The organism is Streptomyces sp. R33, from assembly GCF_041200175.1.
Lineage (GTDB): Bacteria > Actinomycetota > Actinomycetes > Streptomycetales > Streptomycetaceae > Streptomyces > Streptomyces katrae_B.
Map to the genome: position 1 here is coordinate 7,000,001 of NZ_CP165727.1, position 24,375 is coordinate 7,024,375.

Annotated in this window: 20 protein-coding genes, 2 rRNA genes and 1 riboswitch (1 of these 23 running past the window's edge); of the genes, 17 read left to right on the top strand and 5 right to left on the bottom strand. The window is 68.9% G+C overall.

The genetic code is table 11. The features are described from left to right. The 12 genes from AB5J51_RS32210 to AB5J51_RS32265 all read left to right on the top strand — a co-directional run. Positions 1-2,456: ribosomal RNA gene (locus AB5J51_RS32210) — 23S ribosomal RNA — on the top strand (it extends 668 nt beyond the left edge of the window). 76 nt (positions 2,457-2,532) lie between these two features. Next, positions 2,533-2,649: ribosomal RNA gene (rrf, locus tag AB5J51_RS32215) — 5S ribosomal RNA — on the top strand. A gap of 117 nt (positions 2,650-2,766) precedes the next feature. Beyond that, on the top strand, positions 2,767-3,357 hold the full coding sequence (locus AB5J51_RS32220) for a CDP-alcohol phosphatidyltransferase family protein (protein WP_030303851.1): 591 nt from the start codon (positions 2,767-2,769) through the stop codon (positions 3,355-3,357). Positions 3,358-3,457: 100 nt separating this feature from the next. Next, positions 3,458-5,953: a mannose-1-phosphate guanyltransferase gene (locus tag AB5J51_RS32225; protein WP_053789732.1), complete on the top strand. Its 2,496-nt coding sequence runs from the start codon at positions 3,458-3,460 to the stop codon at positions 5,951-5,953. Between the two features lie 112 nt (positions 5,954-6,065). Continuing rightward, the gene (locus AB5J51_RS32230) at positions 6,066-6,974 is read left to right on the top strand and encodes a DUF881 domain-containing protein (RefSeq protein WP_199828165.1); all 909 of its coding nucleotides are present in this window, start codon (positions 6,066-6,068) and stop codon (positions 6,972-6,974) included. Next, the gene (locus AB5J51_RS32235) at positions 6,971-7,303 is read left to right on the top strand and encodes a small basic family protein (protein ID WP_030158423.1); all 333 of its coding nucleotides are present in this window, start codon (positions 6,971-6,973) and stop codon (positions 7,301-7,303) included. Before AB5J51_RS32230 ends, AB5J51_RS32235 begins: the two co-directional genes overlap by 4 nt. Before the next feature lie 5 nt (positions 7,304-7,308). Next, positions 7,309-8,250, top strand: a complete 942-nt coding sequence (locus AB5J51_RS32240; protein WP_369779226.1) for a DUF881 domain-containing protein — start codon at positions 7,309-7,311, stop codon at positions 8,248-8,250. Positions 8,251-8,332: 82 nt separating this feature from the next. Continuing rightward, positions 8,333-9,274 (top strand): FHA domain-containing protein, encoded by a 942-nt coding sequence (locus tag AB5J51_RS32245; RefSeq protein ID WP_166663319.1) that lies wholly within the window; start codon positions 8,333-8,335, stop codon positions 9,272-9,274. Positions 9,275-9,345: 71 nt separating this feature from the next. Beyond that, positions 9,346-10,119, top strand: a complete 774-nt coding sequence (locus tag AB5J51_RS32250; RefSeq protein WP_369779227.1) for a MerR family transcriptional regulator — start codon at positions 9,346-9,348, stop codon at positions 10,117-10,119. A 63-nt stretch (positions 10,120-10,182) separates the two neighbouring features. Further along, the gene (locus tag AB5J51_RS32255) at positions 10,183-10,656 is read left to right on the top strand and encodes a bifunctional nuclease family protein (RefSeq protein WP_030009777.1); all 474 of its coding nucleotides are present in this window, start codon (positions 10,183-10,185) and stop codon (positions 10,654-10,656) included. A gap of 179 nt (positions 10,657-10,835) precedes the next feature. Beyond that, complete coding sequence (locus tag AB5J51_RS32260; protein WP_053789729.1) at positions 10,836-11,474, top strand: MerR family transcriptional regulator; 639 nt, start codon at positions 10,836-10,838, stop codon at positions 11,472-11,474. A gap of 79 nt (positions 11,475-11,553) precedes the next feature. Beyond that, the gene (locus AB5J51_RS32265; RefSeq protein ID WP_369779228.1) at positions 11,554-13,053 is read left to right on the top strand and encodes a DNA polymerase IV; all 1,500 of its coding nucleotides are present in this window, start codon (positions 11,554-11,556) and stop codon (positions 13,051-13,053) included. Here the strand turns inward: AB5J51_RS32265 and AB5J51_RS32270 are convergent. Further along, positions 13,050-13,421, bottom strand: coding sequence for a PRC-barrel domain-containing protein (locus tag AB5J51_RS32270; protein ID WP_037637096.1), 372 nt, complete (start codon positions 13,419-13,421; stop codon positions 13,050-13,052). The genes AB5J51_RS32265 and AB5J51_RS32270 overlap by 4 nt on opposite strands. 113 nt (positions 13,422-13,534) lie before the next feature. Beyond that, positions 13,535-13,633, top strand: a riboswitch (glycine riboswitch). 198 nt (positions 13,634-13,831) lie between these two features. Between AB5J51_RS32270 and gcvP the strand changes: the two genes are divergently transcribed. Next, positions 13,832-16,717 carry an aminomethyl-transferring glycine dehydrogenase gene (gcvP, locus tag AB5J51_RS32275; RefSeq protein WP_369779229.1) on the top strand — a complete coding sequence of 962 codons (2,886 nt, stop codon included), beginning with the start codon at positions 13,832-13,834 and terminating at the stop codon, positions 16,715-16,717. Between the two features lie 151 nt (positions 16,718-16,868). Here gcvP and AB5J51_RS32280 read toward each other — a convergent pair whose 3' ends face one another. Together AB5J51_RS32280 and AB5J51_RS32285 are read right to left on the bottom strand one after the other, a co-directional pair. Then, on the bottom strand, positions 16,869-17,075 hold the full coding sequence (locus tag AB5J51_RS32280; RefSeq protein ID WP_030303831.1) for a DUF5999 family protein: 207 nt from the start codon (positions 17,073-17,075) through the stop codon (positions 16,869-16,871). Between the two features lie 279 nt (positions 17,076-17,354). After that, positions 17,355-17,975, bottom strand: coding sequence for a hypothetical protein (locus AB5J51_RS32285; RefSeq protein ID WP_053789725.1), 621 nt, complete (start codon positions 17,973-17,975; stop codon positions 17,355-17,357). 494 nt (positions 17,976-18,469) lie between these two features. On the opposite strand from AB5J51_RS32285, the gene AB5J51_RS32290 reads away from it, so the two are divergent. Beyond that, positions 18,470-20,005, top strand: coding sequence for a glutamate-cysteine ligase family protein (locus AB5J51_RS32290; RefSeq protein WP_136222601.1), 1,536 nt, complete (start codon positions 18,470-18,472; stop codon positions 20,003-20,005). A 142-nt stretch (positions 20,006-20,147) separates the two neighbouring features. After that, positions 20,148-20,891: a CPBP family intramembrane glutamic endopeptidase gene (locus AB5J51_RS32295; protein ID WP_369780347.1), complete on the top strand. Its 744-nt coding sequence runs from the start codon at positions 20,148-20,150 to the stop codon at positions 20,889-20,891. Positions 20,892-20,902: 11 nt separating this feature from the next. Here the strand turns inward: AB5J51_RS32295 and AB5J51_RS32300 are convergent, their stop codons facing one another. After that, positions 20,903-21,721 carry a PhzF family phenazine biosynthesis protein gene (locus AB5J51_RS32300; RefSeq protein ID WP_136222599.1) on the bottom strand — a complete coding sequence of 273 codons (819 nt, stop codon included), beginning with the start codon at positions 21,719-21,721 and terminating at the stop codon, positions 20,903-20,905. 294 nt (positions 21,722-22,015) lie between these two features. Between AB5J51_RS32300 and AB5J51_RS32305 the strand changes: the two genes are divergently transcribed. Then, entirely contained in the window at positions 22,016-22,624 is a 609-nt protein-coding gene (locus AB5J51_RS32305) for a PadR family transcriptional regulator (protein ID WP_078987822.1), read from the top strand. Between the two features lie 85 nt (positions 22,625-22,709). Here AB5J51_RS32305 and AB5J51_RS32310 read toward each other — a convergent pair whose 3' ends face one another. Next, positions 22,710-23,138 carry an SRPBCC family protein gene (locus AB5J51_RS32310; RefSeq protein WP_053789721.1) on the bottom strand — a complete coding sequence of 143 codons (429 nt, stop codon included), beginning with the start codon at positions 23,136-23,138 and terminating at the stop codon, positions 22,710-22,712. A gap of 171 nt (positions 23,139-23,309) precedes the next feature. Between AB5J51_RS32310 and AB5J51_RS32315 the strand changes: the two genes are divergently transcribed. After that, positions 23,310-24,278: a DMT family transporter gene (locus AB5J51_RS32315; RefSeq protein WP_369779231.1), complete on the top strand. Its 969-nt coding sequence runs from the start codon at positions 23,310-23,312 to the stop codon at positions 24,276-24,278. The last annotated feature ends 97 nt before the right edge of the window (positions 24,279-24,375 follow it).

Here is a 24,375-nt window from a genome sequence, read left to right on the forward strand (position 1 = left end):
TTTGAAGAATGAGCCTGCGAGTTAGCGGTGTGTAGCGAGGTTAACCCGTGTGGGGAAGCCGTAGCGAAAGCGAGTCCGAATAGGGCGATTGAGTTGCACGCTCTAGACCCGAAGCGGAGTGATCTAGCCATGGGCAGGTTGAAGCGGAGGTAAGACTTCGTGGAGGACCGAACCCACCAGGGTTGAAAACCTGGGGGATGACCTGTGGTTAGGGGTGAAAGGCCAATCAAACTCCGTGATAGCTGGTTCTCCCCGAAATGCATTTAGGTGCAGCGTCGTGTGTTTCTTGCCGGAGGTAGAGCACTGGATAGGCGATGGGCCCTACCGGGTTACTGACCTTAGCCAAACTCCGAATGCCGGTAAGTGAGAGCACGGCAGTGAGACTGTGGGGGATAAGCTCCATGGTCGAGAGGGAAACAGCCCAGAGCATCGACTAAGGCCCCTAAGCGTACGCTAAGTGGGAAAGGATGTGGAGTCGCAGAGACAACCAGGAGGTTGGCTTAGAAGCAGCCACCCTTGAAAGAGTGCGTAATAGCTCACTGGTCAAGTGATTCCGCGCCGACAATGTAGCGGGGCTCAAGCGTACCGCCGAAGTCGTGTCATTGCAGCAATAGGGCCAACGCCTGCTGTGATGGGTAGGGGAGCGTCGTGTGCCGGGTGAAGCAGCAGCGGAAGCTAGTTGTGGACGGTTCACGAGTGAGAATGCAGGCATGAGTAGCGATACACACGTGAGAAACGTGTGCGCCGATTGACTAAGGGTTCCTGGGTCAAGCTGATCTGCCCAGGGTAAGTCGGGACCTAAGGCGAGGCCGACAGGCGTAGTCGATGGACAACCGGTTGATATTCCGGTACCCGCTTTGAAACGCCCAATATCGAATCAGGCGATGCTAAGTCCGTGAAGCCGTTCCGGACCCTTCGGGGAAAGGAAAGTGGTGGAGCCGACGAACCAGACTTGTAGTAGGTAAGCGATGGGGTGACGCAGGAAGGTAGTCCAGCCCGGGCGGTGGTTGTCCCGGGGTAAGGGTGTAGGCCGAGGGGTAGGCAAATCCGTCCCTCATATAAGGCTGAGACCTGATGCCGAGCCGATTGTGGTGAAGTGGATGATCCTATGCTGTCGAGAAAAGCCTCTAGCGAGTTTCATGGCGGCCCGTACCCTAAACCGACTCAGGTGGTCAGGTAGAGAATACCGAGGCGTTCGGGTGAACTATGGTTAAGGAACTCGGCAAAATGCCCCCGTAACTTCGGGAGAAGGGGGGCCATCACTGGTGATCGGACTTGCTCCGTGAGCTGGGGGTGGCCGCAGAGACCAGCGAGAAGCGACTGTTTACTAAAAACACAGGTCCGTGCGAAGCCGTAAGGCGATGTATACGGACTGACGCCTGCCCGGTGCTGGAACGTTAAGGGGACCGGTTAGTGCGCTTTCGGGCGTGCGAAGCTGAGAACTTAAGCGCCAGTAAACGGCGGTGGTAACTATAACCATCCTAAGGTAGCGAAATTCCTTGTCGGGTAAGTTCCGACCTGCACGAATGGCGTAACGACTTCTCGACTGTCTCAACCATAGGCCCGGTGAAATTGCACTACGAGTAAAGATGCTCGTTTCGCGCAGCAGGACGGAAAGACCCCGGGACCTTTACTACAGTTTGATATTGGTGTTCGGTTCGGCTTGTGTAGGATAGGTGGGAGACTTTGAAACCCCAACGCCAGTTGGGGTGGAGTCGCCGTTGAAATACCACTCTGGTCGTGCTGGATGTCTAACCTCGGTCCGTGATCCGGATCAGGGACAGTGTCTGATGGGTAGTTTAACTGGGGCGGTTGCCTCCCAAAGGGTAACGGAGGCGCCCAAAGGTTCCCTCAGCCTGGTTGGCAATCAGGTGTTGAGTGTAAGTGCACAAGGGAGCTTGACTGTGAGACCGACGGGTCGAGCAGGGACGAAAGTCGGGACTAGTGATCCGGCGGTGGCTTGTGGAAGCGCCGTCGCTCAACGGATAAAAGGTACCCCGGGGATAACAGGCTGATCTTCCCCAAGAGTCCATATCGACGGGATGGTTTGGCACCTCGATGTCGGCTCGTCGCATCCTGGGGCTGGAGTCGGTCCCAAGGGTTGGGCTGTTCGCCCATTAAAGCGGTACGCGAGCTGGGTTTAGAACGTCGTGAGACAGTTCGGTCCCTATCCGCTGTGCGCGTAGGAATATTGAGAAGGGCTGTCCCTAGTACGAGAGGACCGGGACGGACGAACCTCTGGTGTGCCAGTTGTCCTGCCAAGGGCATGGCTGGTTGGCTACGTTCGGGAGGGATAACCGCTGAAAGCATCTAAGCGGGAAGCCTGCTTCAAGATGAGTATTCCCACCTCCTTGAGAGGGTAAGGCTCCCAGTAGACGACTGGGTTGATAGGCCAGATGTGGAAGCCCGGTAACGGGTGGAGCTGACTGGTACTAATAGGCCGAGGGCTTGTCCTCAGTTGCTCGCGTCCACTGTGTTAGTTCTGAAATAACGAACAGCTGTGTTCATGCCAGCGTTCAAATTTCATAGTGTTTCGGTGGTCATAGCGTTAGGGAAACGCCCGGTTACATTCCGAACCCGGAAGCTAAGCCTTTCAGCGCCGATGGTACTGCAGGGGGGACCCTGTGGGAGAGTAGGACGCCGCCGAACAATCATTGTGGGAAAGCCCCGCACCTATGGTGCGGGGCTTTTCTGCGTTCAGGGCCGGTGCGGCTTCCTGTAGGGTCAGGAGGCATCGTTCGTACGTTCAACAGTGGAGGCCCCCGGGTGGAGGTCCAGGAGACTCGGGTTCAGACGGACCGAATTTTCACCATTCCGAACATCCTGAGCATGGCTCGCCTCGTCGGCGTGCCCCTGTTCCTCTGGCTGATTCTGGAGAAGCACGACGGCTGGGCACTCGCCGTCCTCATGCTCAGCGGGGTCAGCGACTACCTCGACGGGAAGCTGGCGCGGCGCTGGAATCAGATCAGCAGCCTGGGCCGGCTGCTGGATCCGGCCGCGGACCGGCTGTACATCCTCTCCACGCTCTTCGGCCTGACCTATCGAGACATTCTGCCGCTGTGGCTCACCGGGGCGCTGATCGCCCGTGAGCTGATGCTGCTGGTCATGGTCTGGATCCTGCGCCGTCACGGCTATCCGCCGCCGCAGGTCAACTTCCTCGGCAAGGCCGCGACCTTCAACCTGATGTACGCCTTCCCCCTGCTGTTGCTCAGTGACGGTACGGGTTGGTTGGCCTGGATGGGGGCAGTTTTCGGATGGGCGTTCGCCGGATGGGGTACAACCCTCTATTGGTGGGCAGGAATCCTTTACGTGGTGCAAGTCCGCCGGCTCGTGAAGGCGGACGCCGCGGCCGATTGAGCTCGCTCGGCGCCCGGCTGACGCGGAAGAGTTGCGAAGTCACCGTCCGGGACGGGTGAGGTCGGCGAGAACGTCGTCTCTCAAGGAGGACTCTTCCGACATGAAGGCCGTCGTGATGGCCGGTGGCGAAGGCACTCGCCTTCGCCCCATGACCTCGAGTATGCCCAAGCCGCTCCTGCCGGTGGCCAACCGGCCGATCATGGAGCACGTGCTCAGGCTGCTCAAGCGGCATGGGCTCAGCGAGACCGTTGTTACCGTCCAGTTCTTGGCGTCACTCGTCAAGAACTACTTCGGTGACGGCGAGGAGCTCGGAATGGAGCTCACCTATGCCAACGAGGAGAAGCCACTCGGCACTGCCGGCAGTGTGAAGAACGCCGAGGAGGCCTTGAAGGACGATGCTTTCCTCGTCATTTCCGGCGATGCACTCACCGACTTCGACCTCACCGACCTGATCCGCTTCCACAAAGAGAAGGGCGCACTCGTCACGGTGTGCCTGACCCGGGTGCCGAACCCGCTGGAATTCGGCATCACCATCGTGGACGAGGAAGGAAAGGTCGAGCGTTTCCTCGAAAAGCCGACGTGGGGGCAGGTGTTCTCGGACACCGTCAACACCGGTATCTACGTCATGGAGCCCGAGGTCTTCAATTACGTGGACCCGGATGTTCCGGTCGACTGGTCCGGCGATGTCTTCCCGCAGCTGATGAAGGAAGGCCGGCCGATCTACGGCTATGTGGCCGAGGGCTACTGGGAGGACGTCGGCACGCACGAGAGCTACGTCAAGGCGCAGGCCGACGTACTCGAGGGCAAGGTCCAGGTCGAGATGGACGGCTTCGAGATCTCGCCCGGCGTGTGGATCGCCGAAGGCGCCGAGGTGAGCCCGGACGCCGTGCTCCGCGGGCCGCTGTACATCGGTGACTACGCCAAGGTCGAGGCCGGCGTGGAGATCCGCGAGCACACCGTCGTCGGGTCCAACGTCGTCGTGAAGAGCGGTGCCTTCCTGCACAGGGCCGTCATCCACGACAACGTCTACATCGGGCAGCACAGCAATCTGCGCGGCTGCGTCATCGGCAAGAACACCGACATCATGCGGGCGGCCCGGATCGAGGACGGGGCCGTGATCGGTGACGAGTGTCTGGTCGGTGAGGAATCGATCATTCAGGGGAACGTGCGGGTCTACCCCTTCAAGACGATCGAGGCCGGCGCCTTCGTCAACACGTCGGTGATCTGGGAGTCCCGCGGGCAGGCGCATCTCTTCGGCGCCCGTGGCGTCTCCGGGATCCTGAACGTGGAGATCACCCCCGAGCTGGTGGTCCGGCTCGCCGGCGCGTACGCGACGACCCTGAAGAAGGGGGCGACGGTCACCACGGCCCGAGACCACTCCCGTGGCGCGAGAGCGCTCAAGCGGGCCGTGATCTCGGCGTTGCAGGCCAGCGCGATCAACGTGCGCGACCTGGAGAACGTACCGCTGCCCGTGGCCCGGCAGCAGACCGCACGCGGCAGCGCGGGCGGGATCGTGCTGCGGACCTCGCCGGGAGTACCGGACTCGGTCGACATCATGTTCCTGGACGAGCGGGGAGCGGACCTCTCGCTCCAGCAGCAGCGCAAGCTTGACCGGGTGTACGCGCGGCAGGAGTACCGGAGGGCGTTCCCGGGCGAGATCGGTGACCTCCAGTTCCCGGGCAGCGTCTTCGACGCCTATACGGGCTCGCTGCTGCGCAGGGTGGACACGACCGGGATCGCCGATTCCGGGCTCAAGGTGGTCGTGGACGCCTCCAACGGCAGTGCCGGGCTGGTTCTGCCGAGCCTGCTGGGCCGGCTCGGTGTGGACGCGCTGACGATCAATCCGGGGCTCGACGAAACCAGGCCGACGGAGACCGCGGAGTCCCGGCGGGCCGGGCTGGTGCGGCTCGGGGAGATCGTGGCTTCGGCGCGGGCCGCGTTCGGTGTGCGGTTCGACCCGGTGGGGGAGCGGATCTCCCTGGTGGACGAGCGCGGGCGGATCATCGAGGACGACCGGGCGCTGCTGGTACTGCTGGACCTGGTGGCCGCGGAGAAGCGCAGCGGCAAGGTGGCGCTGCCGGTGACCACGACCCGGATCGCCGAGCAGGTGGCGGCGTACCACGGGACGCAGGTGGAGTGGACGACGACCTCGCCCGACGACCTGACGCGGGTGGGCCGGGCCGAGAACACGATCTTCGGCGGGGACGGCCGGGGTGGATACATCGTCCCGGAGTTCAGTAGCGTCTTCGACGGGTCGGCGGCGTTCGTCCAGCTGATCGGTCTGGTGGCGCGGACCCAGCTCACCTTGAGTCAGATCGATGCGCGGATACCGCGAGCCCATGTACTCAAGCGGGACGTACCGACCCCGTGGGCGGTGAAGGGGCTCGTGATGCGGCGGGTCGTGGAGGCGGCCGGGGACCGGCAGGTGGACACCACCGACGGTGTGCGGGTGGTCGAGGCCGACGGGCGGTGGGCGCTGGTGCTGCCGGACCCGGCGGAGGCGGTCACGCACCTGTGGGCCGAAGGCCCGGACGACGCGTCCGCGCAGGCGCTGCTGGACGAGTGGGCGGGCGTGGTGGACGGCGCCGGGCACTGAGGGCAGCCGTAGACGTCGTGGACCGGCGCAGTCCGGTGGACCGGGTGCGGAGCGCGTTGCTCCCTGTCCACCGGACGGGCGCATTCGGTGTGGGCGGCGCCGACATGCGACGATGAGCGGCATGTCGCAGCCGCCCCACAACCGGAGTTCGGCGCCGGCGCCTCCCGCGCGCCCGGACGCATCCATGTCGCTGCTGACGCACGTGATGGACCACAGTCTCGACGAGGGCTACGCGGAAGCGTCGGCCCGGCGTGAGGCGGACGGTACGGCGGGCCTGCCGCGCACCCTCAAGGCCAAGCTGGCGCTGGGCGCCGGGCTCGTGCTCGCGGCCATGGTCGTCACGCTGGGCGCCGCCCAGGCGCGGATAGCCGCGCCGGTTCTGGCCAAGGAGCGCCAGGAGCTGATCGACCGGGTGCAGCGGGCCGACGAGCGCGCGGACGGCCTGGAGCGGGACATCGAGCGGCTGCGGGCGAACGTCGCGAGCCGCCAGCGCGAGGCGCTCAAGCAGCACGGCGGCGACCAGGGGCAGCTCGTGGCGCTGATGGCCGGTGCGACGGAGGTCCGCGGTCCGGGGATCAAGCTGGTCGTGGACGACGCCAAGGGCTCTTCGTCGGGCGGCGGTGGCAAGCCGCGTGAGAGCGCCGGTTTCTCGGACACCGGCCGGCTCCGCGACCGGGACATGCAGAAGATCGTCAACGGGCTCTGGCAGTCGGGGGCGGAGGCCATCTCGATCAACGGGCAGCGGCTGACGGCGTTGTCGGCGATCAGGGCCGCGGGTGACGCGATACTGGTCGACAACAGGCCGCTGGTACCGCCGTACGAGGTGCTGGCGGTGGGGGACAAGAAGCGGCTCGGTACTGCGTTCCAGGACTCCGCGGACGGGCAGTACCTGCACGCGCTGCAGGAGAACTACGGGATCCGCTACACCCTGTCCCCCGCGGACGAGCTGCGGCTGCCGGCCGCGTCGAGCCTGACCGTACGTACAGCTACAGCAGAAGAGCCGAAGAAGGGTGCATCGTGATCGCGGTACTGGGCCTGGTGGCCGGAGTGGTGGTCGGACTTCTGGTCCGGCCCGAAGTGCCGGCCGTCGTCGAGCCTTATCTGCCGATCGCCGTGGTGGCGGCGCTGGACGCGGTGTTCGGGGGCCTGCGCGCGATGCTGGACGGCATTTTCGTGGACAAGGTCTTCGTGGTGTCGTTCCTGTCGAACGTCGTCGTGGCGGCGCTGATCGTCTTCCTCGGTGACAAGCTGGGCGTCGGCTCGCAGCTGTCGACCGGTGTGGTCGTGGTCCTGGGCATCCGCATCTTCTCCAACGCCGCGGCCATCCGCCGGCACGTGTTCCGGGCGTGAGGCCGATGAGTACGAACGACAGTCAGCCCGAGGAGCCGATGGGCTCGGAGCTGCCGCCGCAGGACCGGCCGGAGCAGGACGTGCCGCGCGAGGCGCAGCCCGCCCAGCCCGCTCGCCCTGCTGAACCGGCCGCATCCGCCGCATCCGCCGCATCCGCCGCATCCGCCGCATCCGCCGCATCCGCCGCAGACGCGGCACCGGACGCTGACCAGGCCGTCGCGCCCGCGCAGACCGGGCGGCAGCGGCTGGCGGAGGGGCTGTGGCCGCCGCGGGTGAGCCGGGCCCAACTGATCGTCGCGCTGCTGCTGTTCGTCCTCGGGCTGGGCCTGGCCATCCAGGTGCGGTCGAACAGCGACTCCAGCGCGCTGCGCGGGGCCCGTCAGGAGGACCTCGTACGGATCCTCGACGAGCTCGACGGGCGGACCAAGCGCCTGGAGGACGAGAAGCAGCAGCTGGAGGACCAGCGCAAGGAGTTGGAGAGCAGCTCCAACCAGGCCGAGGAGGCCCGGCGGCAGACGATCGAGAAGGAACGCCAACTCGGGATCCTGGCCGGTACGGTGGCAGCGCAGGGTCCGGGCATCACGCTGAAGATCACCGATCCCAAGGGCCAGGTGCAGTCGGACCAGCTGCTGGACACCCTTCAGGAGCTGCGGGCGGCCGGGGCCGAGGCGATCCAGGTCAACGGGGTGCGCATCGTGGCGGGCTCGTTCTTCTCGGACGAGGGCGGCGGGATCGGGATCGACGGTAAGAAGATCACACAGCCTTATGAGTTCAAGGTGATCGGCAAGGCACAGGATCTGGAGCCTGCTCTGAACATTCCCGGCGGTGTCGTGCAGACGCTGGAGAAGGAACAGGCCACCGTCGCCGTCACACGGTCGGCGAAGATCGTTGTGGATGCCTTGCGGGCTGCGAAGCAGCCTGACTACGCTCGGTCGTCATCGTCGTGATGCGGGACGGGGAGCGGACGGGCTCACGCGGGCTGATGCCTGCGGGGGGTCGGCGCAGTGAAGTCGTGGTGCGTGGTGGAAACTGTCTGGTGGTTACGGACGTTGTGAGAATGTCCGGGTCGGCAGGTGTGTGCATTCGGAGTTCGTCCTGCCCCACGGGCGGGTCTGTTTCGTTCAAGGGGAATCGCCCGTGAAGTTGTTTGAGAAGTTGTTCGGAAAGAAGAACCGCGAGGACGGTGCAGCGAAGCACCGCGCGGGGCAGGGGGAGGTGGAAGGGCAGGGCGGCCGGCCGCTCTTCCGTGACGAGGTCGCCGGCGCGGGTGATGTTTCGGGCGCGCAGGGCGCGTCGTCTGTTGACCCTGCGGGTTCCGGACGCATAGGTTTCGGTGAACCATCAACCTCAAGTTCGGGTGGAGGGTTTGCCCCCGACCCGTATGCCACCAATGCCTCCGCGGGGCAGCCGCGGCGCGAGGAGCCGTCCATGTCGGCCGAGCAGGTTTGCAGCAGGTGCGGACACCGCAGCGATGCGGCCAGCCGGTTCTGCTCCAACTGCGGCGCGCCGCTGCGGGCGGGTCTGACGCCGGAGCGTGCCTCGGAGACCACGTCCACCATCTCGATCTCGGGCCTCGAGGCCTACGAGGCCGAGGTGTCGGGACAACAGCACGTGTCGTCCTCGCTGTCCCCCGAGGCCCAGGCCGCGGTGGAAGCTCTGCCTCCGGGTTCCGCCCTGCTGATCGTGCGGCGCGGCCCCAACTCCGGCAGCCGCTTCCTGCTGGACGGTGAGCTGACCACGGCGGGCCGGCACCCGCAGAGCGACATCTTCCTGGACGACGTCACGGTCTCCCGGCGGCATGTCGAGTTCCGCAGGAGCCAGGACGGCGGCTTCACCGTCGCCGACGTGGGCAGCCTCAACGGCACGTACGTCAACCGTGAGCCGATCGACTCGGTCGCCCTGCACAACGGCGACGAGGTGCAGATCGGCAAGTACCGGCTGGTCTTCTACGCGAGCCTGCGGGGCGTCTGACGCCCCCTGGGCTCCGCCTGGGGGGACCCCCACCCCGGACTCGGCCCGGGGATCCCCAGAGGGAAGGTCCCATGCTGCGTACCCCGACCGGCGGTGCCCCGAAGAGCGGCACCGCCGGCATGGCCGGCTCGGCCGGGCGGCTGGTGAGCATCGGCACGGTGCTCACCATGCTGCGCGACGAGTTCCCCGAAGTCACGATCTCGAAGATTCGTTTCCTGGAGGCGGAGGGGCTCGTCGAGCCCAGGCGCACACCTTCCGGATACCGCAAGTTCAGCACGGAGGACGTCGAGCGGCTGGCCCGCATCCTGCGGCTGCAGCGGGACCACTACCTGCCGTTGAAGGTCATCCGCGAACAGCTGGACGCGCTCGCCCGCGGCGAGCAGATCCGCATCCCGTCGCCCACCGCGCACGGGGATTGCGTCGATCCGGCAGGACCTTCCGCCGTCTACGGCGAGGTCGGCCGGGAGCGGCCCATCGCGGCCCGGGTGGGCCGGGCCGAGCTGATGGCCGCGGCCGAGGTGGACGAGGCGCAGCTCGCCGAATGGGAGTCGTACGGGCTGATCGGCGAGGCTCCGGGCGGCGGATTCGACGCCGAGGCGGTCACGGTGGCCCGCCTGGTGGCGGATCTGGGCCGGTTCGGGCTGGAGCCCCGGCACCTGCGGGCCATGAAGGCCGCCGCCGACCGGGAGGCGGGCCTGGTGGAGCAGGTCGTTGCACCACTGCGCCGGCACCGCAACCCGCAGACCAGGGCGCATGCCGAGGCCACCATGAAAGAGCTCGCGGGACTCTCCGTAAGGCTCCATGAGGCCTTGGTACAGACGGCTCTCGGGGTCCGTCTGCACTGACCCGGGGATCTTCGAGGGGGGCCCGACTACCCAAACCTGCCGGGCAGGTCCTAGGGTTGCTGTGTGAACGAGCTCGACGTTGTGGGTGTCCGGGTGGAAATGCCCTCCAACCAACCGATCGTGCTCCTGCGTGAAGTGGGAGGCGACCGGTACCTCCCCATCTGGATCGGACCAGGGGAGGCGACCGCCATTGCCTTCGCGCAGCAGGGCATGGCCCCTGCCCGGCCGCTGACGCACGACCTGTTCAAGGACGTGCTGGAGGCGATCGGCGAGGAGCTCACCGAGGTCCGGATCACGGATCTGCGGGAGGGCGTCTTTTACGCGGAGCTCGTCTTCGCCAGCGGGGTGGAGGTGAGCGCGCGGCCCTCCGACGCCATAGCGCTGGCCCTGCGTACGGGGACGCCGATCTACGGCAGTGACGGCGTGCTGGACGACGCCGGAATCGCCATTCCGGACGAGCAGGAGGACGAGGTGGAGAAGTTCCGCGAGTTCCTCGACCAGATCTCTCCGGAGGACTTCGGCACCGGGCCGCAGTGATCCGTCGGCCGCGCCGTCCACGGGGAGTGACAGCCCATTCGGTTAGCCTTTCCCCGATATGGGGCACGGGAAACCACTCTCAGGGTGATTATCACTCGGCGTGCCGAGTGTGGCGATCGTTGACGCACCCCTGGTGACTGCCTACCTTCGAGGGGGCAGGTCAAGGACGGAGGGTCGGCGTGAGAGTCACGGGCGACGGTACGACCGGGGGCATCCCCGTGCGGAGTGACGGTGGGCCGTACCCGCTCCACGGCAGCGCGGCAGGTTCCGCGCGCCGTCAGCCGGAGGCGGCGTCGGTCGCAGCGGCCGGCGCGGACCCGGCACCCGAACAGGTCGGCTACCGGGGTCCGACGGCGTGCGCCGCGGCGGGCATCACGTACCGGCAGCTCGACTACTGGGCGCGGACCGGGCTGGTGGAGCCGACGGTGCGCCCCGCGTACGGTTCGGGCACGCAGCGCCTGTACAGCTTCCGGGACGTGGTCGTCCTCAAGATCGTCAAGCGCTTCCTGGACACCGGTGTGGCGCTGCAGAACATCCGGACCGCCGTCCAGCACCTGCGGGACCGCGGTTTCGCGGACCTCGAGCGCATGACGCTGATGAGCGACGGCGCCACCGTGTACGAGTGCACCTCGCCGGACCAGGTCGTGAGCCTGCTCCAGGGCGGGCAGGGCGTCTTCGGCATCGCCGTCGGCGTGGTCTGGCGCGATGTCGAGAACGCACTGTCGCAACTGCACGGCGAGCGGGTCGACACCGGCGAGACGGTGGTCGGCCACAACCCGACGGACGAGCTGGCCGCACGGCGCAACCGGGCCGGTTGAGAGCGGTCCCGGGCCCGGTCGCGCAGGCGCCGGGCCCGGCCCGGGCCGATTGTCAGTGGCGTAGGGCAGCATCGGGGCTGTGAGAGCCGCGCCGACCATCCTGCATCTGGACATGGACGCCTTCTACGCATCCGTGGAGCAGGCATCGAAGCCGAGCCTGCGCGGCAAGGCCGTGATCGTCGGCGGGCTCGGGCCGCGCGGGGTGGTCGCCACCGCCTCCTACGAGGCCCGCCGCTTCGGCGTGCACTCGGCGATGCCGATGGCCCAGGCGCGGCGGCTCTGCCCGAACGGCGCCTACCTGATCCCGCGCTTCAGCCTGTACCGGGCGGTCAGCGACGTCGTCATGGCGCTGCTGCGGCAGCTGTCGCCGCTCGTGGAGCCGCTGAGCCTCGACGAGGCCTTCGTGGACCTGGAGGCGGGCGGAACCGCCTTCGACGCGGAATCCGCCCTGGAGACGGGTCAGCGGCTGCGGGCGGACATCCTGGCGGCGACCGGGCTCAGTGCCTCGGTGGGGCTGGCGGGGTCGAAGATGCTGGCGAAGGTGGCCTCGGAGGAGGCCAAGCCGGACGGGCTGCTGCTGATCGAGCCGGGGACGGAGAGGGCCCTGCTCGCGCCGATGTCGGTACGGACCCTGCCGGGGGTGGGGCCGGCCACCGGCGAGCACCTGCGGCGGGCCGGGATCACCACTGTGGGGGACCTGGCCGAGGCCGGCGAGGACGAGCTGGTCCGGATGGTCGGGCGTGCACACGGGGTCGGGCTGTACCGGATGGCGCTGGGGCTGGACGACCGGGCGGTGGTCGCCGAGCGCGACGCGAAGTCCGTGTCGGTCGAGGACACCTTCGACGTGGACCTGCACGACCGGGTGCGGATCCGCAACGAGGTGCAGAGGCTCGCAGACCGGTGCGTGCACCGGCTGCGGGAGTCGGGGCACTCCGGGCGCACGATCGTGCTGAAGGTGCGGCGGTACGACTTCTCGACCCTGACGCGCTCCGAGACGCTGCGGGGGCCCACCGACGACCCCGCGGTGGTGCGGGAGGCCGCGGCGCGGCTCCTGGAGGCGGTGGACACCACGGGCGGGGTGCGGCTGCTGGGCGTCGGCGTGACCGGGCTGGCGGACTACACCCAGGAGGACCTGTTCGCGCAGTCCATGGCCGCGGAGGCCGCTGCGGAGGCTGCCACGGCCGGCGGGGGCGGGGGCCCGGCAGCCGAGCCGGACGGGGCTGCGGAGGCCGGAGGGACGGGAGGGGCGGGCGGGTCTGGTGGCCCGGCAGAGCCGACGGGGTCCACAGGGCCTGGCGGGCCCGCAGAGGCCCCTGAGGGCACGGGGGCGGCCGGGGAGGCCGGGCCCGCCCGGGAACGCCGCTGGGCGGCGGGGAGCGACGTACAGCACGCCGTGTACGGGCCGGGGTGGGTGCAGGGCAGCGGGGTCGGGAGGGTGACCGTGCGGTTCGAGCGGCCCGGATCGCCACCGGGCCGGGTGCGCACCTTCCGGGTGGACGACCCCGAGCTGGAGCCGTCCGATCCGCTGCCCCTCGTGGGCGACCCGGCGGTGGGCGAACCCGTACCGGAAGAGGGCTAGGGGGTGTCGTCGCCGTTCGCCAGGCGGCCGAAGTCGCGCTGGATGTCCGAGGGGAGGGAGACGTCCAGTCCGTAGTGGTGGTAGAGCTGCAGCTCCTGTTCGGGGGAGAGGTGGCGGCCGACGCCGAAGTCAGGGGCGTCCTTGATGAGGGAGCGTTCGAAGGGGACCCGCAGGGTGTCGTCGACCACCTCGCTCGGTTCCAGCGGGACGAACGCGTCCCGGCTGAACAGGCCCGTCCGTACGGCGGCCCACTCGGGCACGCCTGTGGCATCGTCGAGGTAGACCTCGTCGACGGTGCCGATCTTGGTTCCGTTGCGGTCGAACGCCTTGCGGCCGATCAGGCTGCGCGGATCGATGTCGGTCTGCACGGTCCCTCCAAATGGTCGCAACTCCTCCGTAACGACTACAAAAGTGCATTTCCGCAGTGGGGGCCACTCGAGGGAGGTCCCGGAACCTCGCTGGTAGGCTGGGTGACGGCTGTTGACCCTGTGCGGGAGAGTCCTCCGAGTGAGCATGACGGAGGCGCCGAAGGAGCAAATCCTCCCCGGAATCTCTCAGGCATACGTACCGCACGTGACGAGGCCACTCTGGAAAGCAGGGGCAGGTACCGGGTGCGCAGCGCCGGTTCCTCTCCTCACCGACGGTGAAAGCCGGAATCCGCGGGCCATCCCCGCGACTCCGGTGAAGCTCTCAGGTTGAGATGACAGAGGGGGAGGCCGTCCGGGTGCCCGCGCCGTGGTGCCCCTCGCAGGTCGTACGACCCAGGAGGCCTCCGTACATGACCGCCAACCGCATTCCGCTCTCCCAGCTGGAGCGAGGCATCCCCTTCGAGCAGCGCCACATCGGCCCGGATGCCGAGGCGCAGGCGAAGATGCTCGCCCACGTGGGCTACGGCTCGCTGGACGAACTGACCGCCGCCGCGGTACCGGATGTGATCAAGAGCGCCGAGGCGCTTGACCTGCCCGAGGCGCTGACCGAGGCCGAGGTGCTGGCCGAGCTGCGTTCGCTCGCCGATCGCAACCAGGTCCTGACGCCGATGATCGGTCTCGGGTACTACGGGACCTTCACGCCGCCGGTGATCCTGCGCAACGTCATGGAGAACCCGGCCTGGTACACGGCGTACACGCCCTACCAGCCCGAGATCTCGCAGGGCCGCCTCGAGGCGCTGCTCAACTTCCAGACCGTCGTCGCCGACCTCACCGGCCTGCCGACCTCCGGCGCGTCGCTGCTCGACGAGGGCACCGCGGCCGCCGAGGCCATGACGCTGGCCCGCCGCGTGGGCAAGTCCAAGGGGAACGTCTTCCTCGTCGACGCCGACGCTCTGCCGCAGACCATCGCCGTGATCGAGACCCGCGCCGAGCCGATCGGCATCGAGGTCGTCGTCGCCGACCTGTCCGAGGGCATCCCGGCCGAGGTCGCCGAGCGCGGCGTCTACGGCGTGCTCCTCCAGTACCCCGGCGCCTCCGGTGCCGTCCGGGACATCAAGCCGGTCATCGACCAGGCGCACGGGCTCGGCGCGATCGTCGCCGTCGCCGCCGACCTGCTCGCCCTGACCCTGCTGACCTCGCCGGGCGCGCTCGGCGCGGACATCGCCGTCGGCACCACCCAGCGCTTCGGCGTCCCGATGGGCTTCGGCGGCCCGCACGCCGGCTACATGGCCGTCCAGGACAAGCACGCCCGCTCGCTGCCGGGCCGCCTCGTCGGCGTCTCCGTGGACGCGGACGGCAACAAGGCCTACCGCCTGGCGCTGCAGACCCGTGAGCAGCACATCCGCCGTGAGAAGGCCACCAGCAACATCTGCACCGCGCAGGTGCTGCTCGCCGTCATGGCCGGCATGTACGCCGTCTACCACGGCCCGGACGGCCTGCGGACGATCGCCCGCCGTACGCACCGCTACGCGGCCCTGATCGCGGCCGGTCTGACGGCCGGCGGGGTCGAGCTCGTGCACGGCTCGTACTTCGACACCCTGACCGCCCGGGTGCCCGGCAAGGCCGCCCAGGTCGTCGCCGCGGCCCGTGAGGGCGGGGTCAACCTGTTCCAGGTCGACGCCGACCACGTCTCCCTCTCCTGCGACGAGACGACCCTGCGCGCCGGCGTCGAGGCCGTCTGGGCCGCCTTCGGCGTGAGCGCCGACATCGAGGCCCTCGACGAGACCACCGCCGACGCCCTGCCCGAGGGCCTGCTGCGCTCGGACGACTACCTGGCGCACCCGGTCTTCCACCAGCACCGCAGCGAGACCGCGATGCTGCGCTACCTGCGCAAGCTGGCGGACAAGGACTACGCGCTGGACCGGGGCATGATCCCGCTGGGCTCCTGCACCATGAAGCTCAACGCGACCACCGAGATGGAGTCGGTCACCTGGCCGGAATTCGGCCAGCTGCACCCGTTCGCCCCCGTCGAGCAGGCCGAGGGGTACCTCACGCTCATCTCCGAGCTGGAGGAACGTCTCTGCGAGGTCACCGGCTACGACAAGGTCTCCATCCAGCCGAACGCCGGCTCCCAGGGTGAGCTCGCCGGCCTGCTGGCCGTCCGGGCCTACCACCGGGCGAACGGCGACGAGCAGCGCACCGTCTGCCTCATCCCGTCCTCTGCGCACGGCACCAACGCCGCCAGCGCCGTGATGGCCGGGATGAAGGTGGTCGTCGTCAAGACCGCCGACGACGGCGAGGTGGACGCGGACGACCTGCGCGCCAAGATCGAGCAGTACCGCGACGAGCTCGCGGTGCTGATGATCACGTACCCCTCGACGCACGGTGTGTTCGAGGAGCACGTCGCCGACATCTGCGCCCAGGTGCATGACGCCGGCGGCCAGGTCTACGTGGACGGCGCCAACCTGAACGCCCTGGTGGGCCTGGCCAAGCCGGGTCACTTCGGCGGCGACGTCTCGCACCTGAACCTGCACAAGACCTTCTGCATCCCGCACGGCGGCGGCGGTCCGGGCGTCGGCCCGGTCGGTGTCCGGGCGCACCTGGCCCCGTACCTGCCGAACCACCCGCTCCAGCCGACCGCGGGCCCGGAGACGGGCGTCGGCCCGATCTCGGCGGCGCCGTGGGGCTCGGCCGGCATCCTGCCGATCTCGTGGTCGTACGTGCGCCTCATGGGCGGCGAGGGCCTCAAGCGCGCCACCCAGGTGGCGGTGCTCGGCGCCAACTACATCGCCAAGCGCCTGGAGCCGCACTACCCGGTGCTCTACACCGGCCCGGGCAACCTGGTCGCGCACGAGTGCATCATCGACCTGCGCCCGCTGTCGAAGGCGACGGGCGTCAGCGTGGACGACATCGCCAAGCGTCTGATCGACTACGGCTTCCACGCGCCGACCATGTCCTTCCCGGTGGCCGGCACGCTCATGATCGAGCCGACGGAGTCCGAGGACCTCGCCGAGATCGACCGCTTCTGCGACGCGATGATCGCCATCCGCGCCGAGATCGAGCGGGTCGCGGGCGGCGAGTGGCCGGTGGACGACAACCCGCTGGCCAACTCCCCGCACACGGCGGCGGCGCTGGGCGGCGAGTGGAACCACCCGTACAGCCGTGACGAGGCCGTCTTCCCGGGCGGGGTCACTGCGGCGGAGAAGTACTGGCCGCCGGTACGGCGCATCGACGGTGCCTTCGGCGACCGCAACCTGGTGTGTTCCTGCCCGCCGCTGGACGAGTACGACAACTGAGCCGTACGGCACTACGACACCGTGTCCGTCCGGTGACATGACATATTCGTATGACATGACGGCATGACGAAGGGGCCGGTCCGGGAGAATCATTCCCGGGCCGGCCCCTTTGCGTTCTGTTCTGTTCCGTTCATTGCGCGCTGTCGTCGGACTAGGCCGCTTTCATCACCTGCGCCGCCGCCAGCGGGCGGTGCGGGGCGATGATCTGGCCGTCCGGCAGCAGCTCACCGGTGTCCTCGAAGAGCAGGACGCCGTTGCACAGCAGGCTCCAGCCCTGTTCCGGGTGGTTGGCCACGGGCTTGGCGGCCTCCCGGTCGGCGGAGTCTGCTGACGGGCACGCTGGCTGGTGCTGGCACATGGATGCGTTCTTTCGCTGCGATGTGGTCTGTGTGCTGCGGCTCGATGCGTTGTTCATGGCCGCCCCCCGTATCAACGTCTTGGCTTGGTCAGGGTCCCAGTGTTCCCCTCCGGACTTGAGTCCGCAGGGATTTCCCGGCAGCTGTCCTCATAGATTGATGACGCATCACTCGTGCGGGCGGTTCAGCTCAACTCCCCTGTCATTTCGGGTGGTTCGCAGGTGACCCGAGTGGGCTAGGCCGAATGGGCCGGACGGGTCATCGGCCCCGATCGGGCCAGCTCAGGCGGCCGGCGCGGCCAGTGACGGCGGCAGCGGCGGACTCGGCGGAGCGAGCCGGTGGGTCATCACGGGCAGCAGCTCGGACACCGGATGCGGCCGGTACGCGGCGATGCCGGGCGGGGCCGGCGCCAGCGGAACCAGCAGATCCGCGGCGGCCGGCAGCCCCGCGGAGGCATCGGCGCCGACCGCGCCGTGCAGCCACAGCGTCAGCATGTACAGCTCCGGTACGGACAGCAGGCGGGGCTGGTAGCTCTTGCCGAGGGATTCCGCCTGGCGCAGGGCGCGTTCGGTGGCCGCGACGTAGGGGCCCTCGAAGAAATGGGAGAAGGCCCAGCCGTCCGGCGTCAGCCGGGTGTCCGCGGCGGCGACGTAGCGGTCGCCGCTGCGGATCAGGAACCGCCACGCGGTCAGCCGGGTGCGGGGCGGACGGCCCCCCGCAGCCAGCTCCGAGATGTTCAACCGGTCGAGGACATGGACCGGAAGCGGCAGTTCGGCGGTCATCGGACCCTGCAGCGCGCGCAGGGCCGGAGTGTGCGCCTCGTGGACGGCGGTGGGGGAACCGAGTGCCGCGAGGACGCTGCGCAGGGCGGGCGCGGGAGCCGGAGGGACATGCAGCGGCATGGTGGGTCGCCTCTCACTTGGGAGACCTGTGGATCGGGGCAGGTGCGGACGGCGCTGTCGCATTCTGGGGCCAGAGGGGGGCTGAGGGGCAATGGCCGCGCGCCAACTCTCTGCCTCGTTTGCGGAGTTTATACGACATGTGTTCACGCAGTGTTTCGGCTAGCTGTCCCGCCTATTGCCGACAAGGCGCTTACCGGTCCCGCTGACATGGCATTCATGCCGGTTGTGCGCGAACATGTCGCGCTGACCTCGGAGGTTACCGGACAGGGGCTCGGCTGGAAAGCGTCCATTATGTGGAACCGGCAAAGCACATGCGGAATTTGCATACGGTGTCTTGCCAAGTGAATGTGCCATAGCGCCCTTCGGCCAAACCGGCGCGCGCTCCCCGCCACGCACGCCCCCTCGGCGTTATCGATCACGCCGCCGGGGCATCATCGACCGTACATGCGCGCCTGGGTGGCACATGCCAGGCCCACTCGAGGAGGGACGCTTCGATGGGGGAGAAGGTCGTGGCGGGCGGATTCGACCTGTCCGATCGGCAGAGGTATCGGAGGAAGCTTCACGAGTGCCTGGAGGGGCTGGAGCGGCTTCTGGCGGAGAAGAGGTTCGATCGGCCCAAGAACATGATGGGGCTGGAGATCGAGCTGAATCTGGCGGGTGCCGACGGGTTGCCGAGAATGGTGAATGCCCAGGTTCTGGAGCGGATAGCGAGCCAGGATTTCCAGACCGAACTCGGAATGTTCAATCTGGAGGTGAACGTCCTTCCGCACCGGCTCGGCGGCCGGGTATTCGACCAGCTCGCCGAGGAACTGAGTGCGGGGCTCGGCTATGCCCACCGGCAGGCCGCGGAGATCGACGCCGGGGTGGTGATGATCGGCATCCTGCCGACGATCACCCGAGCCGACCTGGTCACCGCGAACCTCTCGGCGGTGGACCGCTACTCGTTGTTGAACGAGCAGATCCTGATGATGCGCGGCGAGGACTTCATGCTCGACATCGACGGGGTCGAGCGGCTCACGTGGAGCACCGGGTCGATCGTCCCGGAGGCCGCCTGCACCTCCGTACAGCTGCACCTGCAGGTGACGCCGGCCCGGTTCGCCGACGTGTGGAACGCGGCGCAGGCGGTGACCGCCGTGCAGATCGCCGTCGGCGCCAACTCCCCTTTCCTGTTCGGGCGTGAGCTGTGGCGGGAGTCGCGGCCGCCGCTGTTCACCCAGGCCACCGACACCCGGCCGCCGGAGCTCCAGGCCCAGGGGGTGCGGCCGCGGACCTGGTTCGGGGAGCGCTGGGTGGAGTCGGCGTACGAGCTCTTCGCGGAGAACGTCCGCTACTTCCCGGCCCTGCTGCCCATCTGCGACGAGGAGGAGCCGCTGCGCGTGCTCGCCGAGGGCGGGGTGCCGAGCCTGCAGGAGCTGGTCCTGCACAACGGCACGGTCTACCGGTGGAACCGGCCCGTCTACGGGGTCGCCGACGGGATGCCGCACCTGCGGGTGGAGAACCGGGTGCTGCCGGCCGGGCCGACGGTCGCCGACGTCGTGGCGAACGCCGCCTTCTACTACGGGCTCGTCCGCACGCTCGCCGACGAGCAGCGGCCGGTGTGGACCCGGCTGCCCTTCGCCGAGGCGGAGGCCAACTTCGACGCGGCCTGCCGGTACGGGATCGACGCGCGGCTGCGCTGGCCGCGCCGGGGCCGGGGCGGAGGCCTGGCCAGTGTCTCCGCCGTACGGCTGGTCCTGGACGAGCTGCTGCCGATGGCGGCGGCCGGTCTGGACGCCTGGGGCATCGAACCCGCCGACCGCGACCACTACCTCGGCATCATCGAGGAGCGCTGCCAGCGGCGGGTCAACGGGGCGACCTGGCAGGTGGACACCTACCACCGGGCGCTCGCATCCGGGATGGAACGGGACGCGGCGCTGGCCGCGATCACGCGGCGCTACAGCGAGCTGATGCACAAGGGCGATCCCGTGCACACCTGGCCGGTCGGGCTGGTGGACGAGGAGGTGAGCGCTCCGGTGCCGGTCCGGCGCTGAACCGGCCGCTCCGGGTCCGGCGATCCCGTTCCCCCGCCGAAGAGGCAATATGGGGGCACGAAGCGGAACGGCGGGACGGGAGTCGCACGTGCGGTTGGAGCCGGAGCCGGTGGTCAAGGCGGTGCCCGAGGGCGGGCGCGGGATGCTGCGCACCGAGACGCTGCTCGTGCTGGCCCTGTCGCTGGGGGCGAGCGCCTTCTCCTCGCTGATCAGCTTCATCGGCTCGCTGACCAAGCCGGGCGGCCTCAAGGACCAGGCCGCCACGCTCAACGGCTCGTACGCCCCCGGCCGGCCCTGGCTGGACCTGGCGTGGCAGCTGTTCGGCATCGGCACCGCGCTGGTGCCGGTGCTGCTGGTCGCCCACCTGCTGACCCGGGAGGGCGCGCCGGGGCTGCGCGTGCTGGGCTTCGACCGCACCCGGCCCGGCTGGGACCTGGGGCGCGGAGCCCTGGTCGCGGCCGGGATCGGGAGCGCGGGGCTGGCCTTCTACCTGGCGGCGCGGGCGAGCGGCTTCAACCTCACGGTGGTGCCGGAGGCGCTGCCGGACGTGTGGTGGAAGTTCCCCGTGCTGATCCTCTCCGCGGTGCAGAACTCCGTGGTGGAGGAGGTCATCGTGCTGGCCTACCTGCTGCGCCGGCTCGATCAGCTGGGCTGGTCGCCGACGGCCGCGCTGCTGGCCAGCGCGGTGCTGCGCGGCTCGTACCACCTGTACCAGGGCATCGGCGGCTTCCTGGGCAACATGGTGATGGGCGTCGTCTTCGTCCTGGCCTACCGGCGCTGGGGCCGGGTGGGTCCGCTCGTCGTCGCGCACGCACTGCTCGACGTCGTGGCCTTCGGCGGGTACGCGCTGCTCGCGGGCAAGGTGGGCTGGCTGCCGACGCCGTAGGTCACCCTCGGCTAGGGGCGGGCGAGGAGTTCGCCGTCGACGACCGTGACCGCGTGGCCGGTCAGGAGCGTACGGTCGCCCGCCAGGCGGACCCGGACGAGCCCGGTGCGGGCGCCGCCCTGGAGTCCGACGAGCGAGGTGCGGCCCAGGCGGGCGGCCCAGAACGGGGCGAGCGCGGTGTGGGCGCTGCCGGTGACCGGGTCCTCGTCGATCCCGAAGGCCGGGAAGAAGCCGCGGGAGACGAAGTCGTACCCGCGGGACGGGTCCTCGGCGGCCGCGGTGACGATCACCCCGCGGCGGGAGTAGCCGCGCAGGGCGGCGATGTCGGGGGTGAGCTCGCGTACGGCCCGCTCGTCCGCCAGCTCGACGACCAGGTCGCCGATGTGCCCGGACGTGTCGTGGACGGACCGGATCTCGGCGCCCAGCGCGCTCCGTACGGCGGGGTCCGCGTCCACGGGGGTCAGGGAGGACGTCGGGAAGTCCATCGTGATCGTGCCGTCCCCGGCGGTCTCGGCGGTGAGGATGCCGCACCGCGCGGAGAACCGGATCAGCCCCGTCGCCAGGCCGCTCGTCGCGATCACGTGCGCGGTGGCGAGCGTGGCGTGGCCGCACATGTCGACTTCCGCGGACGGGGTGAACCAGCGCAGGGCCCAGTCGGCGTCCCCGCCGGGCGGGAGCGGGCGGGCGTACGCGGTCTCGGACAGGTTGACCTCGGCGGCGACCTGCTGGAGCCAGGCGTCCGGGGGGAACTCGCCGTCGAGGAGCAGGACCCCGGCGGGGTTGCCGCGGAAGGGGCGGTCGGTGAAGGCATCGACGATTCGCAGGCGCATGGAGCGACCGTAGGGCCGGTTCTTGATCGTCGGCAAAGGCCAATTCGCGATGACTGGCCCCGTCCCATCTGCAGCGGACGCCGTCGCCGGCCGGTCCCGTGCCGTCACCCGACAGCGCGGCCCGCTCCGCCTGCTTCCCGTCGTCGGTGGCGTGATCACGGTGCCGACCGAGGGAGGCGCGGAGGTGCTCGTTATTAGTTTCCGATATATCGTTGACGCATCGCGATGGGTCGGCGATAGTTGACGTATCGCAAGAGCGATAGCGAGAGACCGGAAGACGAAAGGAGCGCAGTCATGCGTTCACACGGACAGCACGAACACGAGCACGGACGGGGCCACGGTCACTGCGGGCCCGATCGTCGGGAGGAGTTCCAGGGGCGGCGCGGTGCCTTCGGCCCCTTCGGGCCCCCCTTCGGCGGCGGCCCCTTCGGCGGACGTGGCGGACGCGGCGGACCGCGCGGCCGGGCCCGGCGGGGAGATGTGCGCGCCTCGATCCTGGCGCTGCTCAAGGACCGGCCGATGCACGGCTACGAGATGATCCAGGAGATCGGCGAGCGCAGCGGCGGGGCCTGGAAGCCCAGCCCGGGCTCGGTCTACCCGACCCTGCAGCTGCTCGAGGACGAGGGGCTCATCACCAGCGAGAGCGAGGGCGGCAAGAAGCTGTTCACGCTCACCGACGCCGGCCGCACCGAGGCCGAGTCGGCCCCGGAGGCCCCCTGGGCCGAAGCCGGGCGCGGGTTCGACTTCGAGGCGATGCACGAGGTCCGGACGGCCGGGATCGGCCTGTTCGAGGCCTTCGGCCAGGTCTTCAAGACCGGCTCGGCCGAGCAGCGCGAGAAGGCCCTCGCGGTCATCAACGACGCCCGCAAGAAGCTCTACCTGATCCTGGCCGACGAGCACTGAGCCGGCCGGTGAAATGAAAACGGCGCGCCCCGCGAGTCCTCTCGCGGGGCGCGCCGTCGTATCCGGGTACCCGCCGGGGGAGGGGTCAGACGACCAGGCCGGCGAGCTTGCGGAGCGACTCGTTCAGGGCGGCGGTGGCCGAGTCCTTGAGCTTGCCCGCCATCAGGGAGACGGCGGCCCCGTTGAACTCCCCGTCGATGCGGACCGTGGTGGCATCGCCGTCCGGGATCAGGGTGTACCGGGTGAGGATGGCCACGCCCATGGGGCCCTTGCCCGTGATGGCGAAGACGCGCTCGGTCTCCAGCTCCGAGACGGTCCAGGCGACCTCGGCCGGGAAGCCCATCATCTTCATGTTCTCCTCGAAGGTGGCGCCGACCGCGAGGGTCCCGGGGCCGCCCTTCGGGAAATTCGTGTGGGTCATGCTCCACTGGCCGTACGCCGACCAGTCCGTCAGCTGGGCCCAGAGCTTCGCGGCGGACGCCTCGATGCGTGATTCCGCGGTGACTTCGGCCATGCGACCACCCCTTCTCGTCGGGTACGTGCGGCGGAACGTAGCCCTGGTGGGCGGAACATTCAATACTGACGACCTGTCAGAAATGATCGGCCCGGTCACGCCCGGTCTCGGATGCGTCTCAACAGGTGTCACGCCCGTGACGGTGCTGACCGCCCCTGCCATGATGGCCGGATGCAAGCGTCAGGGAGAAACGCCGGACTGGGCCTCGCGCTCGTCTCGGCGTTCGCGTTCGGTGGTTCGGGTGTGGCGGCGAAGCCGCTGATCGAGGCGGGTCTGGACCCGCTGCACATGGTCTGGCTCAGGGTGGCCGGGGCCGCGCTGGTGCTGTCCCCGCTGGCCTGGCGGCACCGGGATCTCCTGCTGCGCAAACCCCTCCTGCTCGCCGGCTTCGGGCTCGTCGGCGTCGCGGGCGTGCAGGCCTTCTACTTCGCCTCCCTGTCCCGGATCCCGGTCGGCGTGGCCCTGCTCCTGGAGTACCTCGGCCCGGCGCTGCTGCTCGGCTGGATCCGGTTCGTACAGCGCAAGCCGGTGACCCGGGCCGCCGCGGCGGGCGCCGCCGTGGCCGTCGTGGGTCTCGCCTGTGTCGTCGAGGTCTGGTCCGGGCTGAGCCTGGACCTGCTCGGGGTACTGCTCGGCCTCGCCGCCGCCTGCTGCCAGGCCTTCTACTTCGTCTTCGCGGACCACGGTGCCGACGGCGCCGCGGACGACGTGCCCGACCCGCTCGGGGTGATCGCGTACGGCATGCTCGTCGGCGCGCTGGTGATGACGGTGATCGCCCGGCCGTGGCAGATCGACTGGCAGCTGCTGGGCGGGCAGGCCGCGATGGGTGACACGACGGTGCCCGCGTGGGTGCTGCTCGGCTGGGTGGTGCTGATCGCGACGGTCTTCGCGTACCTGACCGGCGTGGTCTCGGTGCGCAGGCTCTCGCCCCAGGTGGCCGGTGTCGTGGCCTGCCTGGAGGCGGTCGTGGCCACCGTCTTCGCCTGGATCCTGCTGGGCGAGCACCTCTCCACCCCGCAGATCGTCGGCGGAGCGCTGGTGCTCGGCGGGGCCTTCATCGCCCAGTCCTCGCGGCCCACCCCGCCGGGAGCGGCAGATCCGGAATCGGCCGTTCTGGACCGCGAGACGATGACGGCCTAAGGTGGCGATCATGCATTCGACCGTGCTTCCGCCTCCGGCCGCGTAGCCGCGGGCAGCTGCCCCTTGTGACGAGGACCCGGCCCGGGCAGTTCCCGGG

Bases quoted from the DNA above. Each gene is read 5' to 3' on its own strand.
- AB5J51_RS32230 (WP_199828165.1), top strand. From the start codon at position 6,066: ATGAGCGGCATGTCGCAGCCGCCCCACAACCGGAGTTCGGCGCCGGCG.
- AB5J51_RS32225 (WP_053789732.1), top strand. From the start codon at position 3,458: ATGAAGGCCGTCGTGATGGCCGGTGGCGAAGGCACTCGCCTTCGCCCC.
- AB5J51_RS32310 (WP_053789721.1), bottom strand. From the start codon at position 23,138: ATGGCCGAAGTCACCGCGGAATCACGCATCGAGGCGTCCGCCGCGAAG.
- AB5J51_RS32285 (WP_053789725.1), bottom strand. From the start codon at position 17,975: ATGCCGCTGCATGTCCCTCCGGCTCCCGCGCCCGCCCTGCGCAGCGTC.
- AB5J51_RS32290 (WP_136222601.1), top strand. From the start codon at position 18,470: ATGGGGGAGAAGGTCGTGGCGGGCGGATTCGACCTGTCCGATCGGCAG.
- AB5J51_RS32305 (WP_078987822.1), top strand. From the start codon at position 22,016: ATGCGTTCACACGGACAGCACGAACACGAGCACGGACGGGGCCACGGT.
- AB5J51_RS32295 (WP_369780347.1), top strand. From the start codon at position 20,148: ATGCTGCGCACCGAGACGCTGCTCGTGCTGGCCCTGTCGCTGGGGGCG.
- AB5J51_RS32280 (WP_030303831.1), bottom strand. From the start codon at position 17,075: ATGTGCCAGCACCAGCCAGCGTGCCCGTCAGCAGACTCCGCCGACCGG.
- AB5J51_RS32300 (WP_136222599.1), bottom strand. From the start codon at position 21,721: ATGCGCCTGCGAATCGTCGATGCCTTCACCGACCGCCCCTTCCGCGGC.
- AB5J51_RS32250 (WP_369779227.1), top strand. From the start codon at position 9,346: ATGCTGCGTACCCCGACCGGCGGTGCCCCGAAGAGCGGCACCGCCGGC.
- AB5J51_RS32240 (WP_369779226.1), top strand. From the start codon at position 7,309: ATGAGTACGAACGACAGTCAGCCCGAGGAGCCGATGGGCTCGGAGCTG.
- gcvP (WP_369779229.1), top strand. From the start codon at position 13,832: ATGACCGCCAACCGCATTCCGCTCTCCCAGCTGGAGCGAGGCATCCCC.
- AB5J51_RS32315 (WP_369779231.1), top strand. From the start codon at position 23,310: ATGCAAGCGTCAGGGAGAAACGCCGGACTGGGCCTCGCGCTCGTCTCG.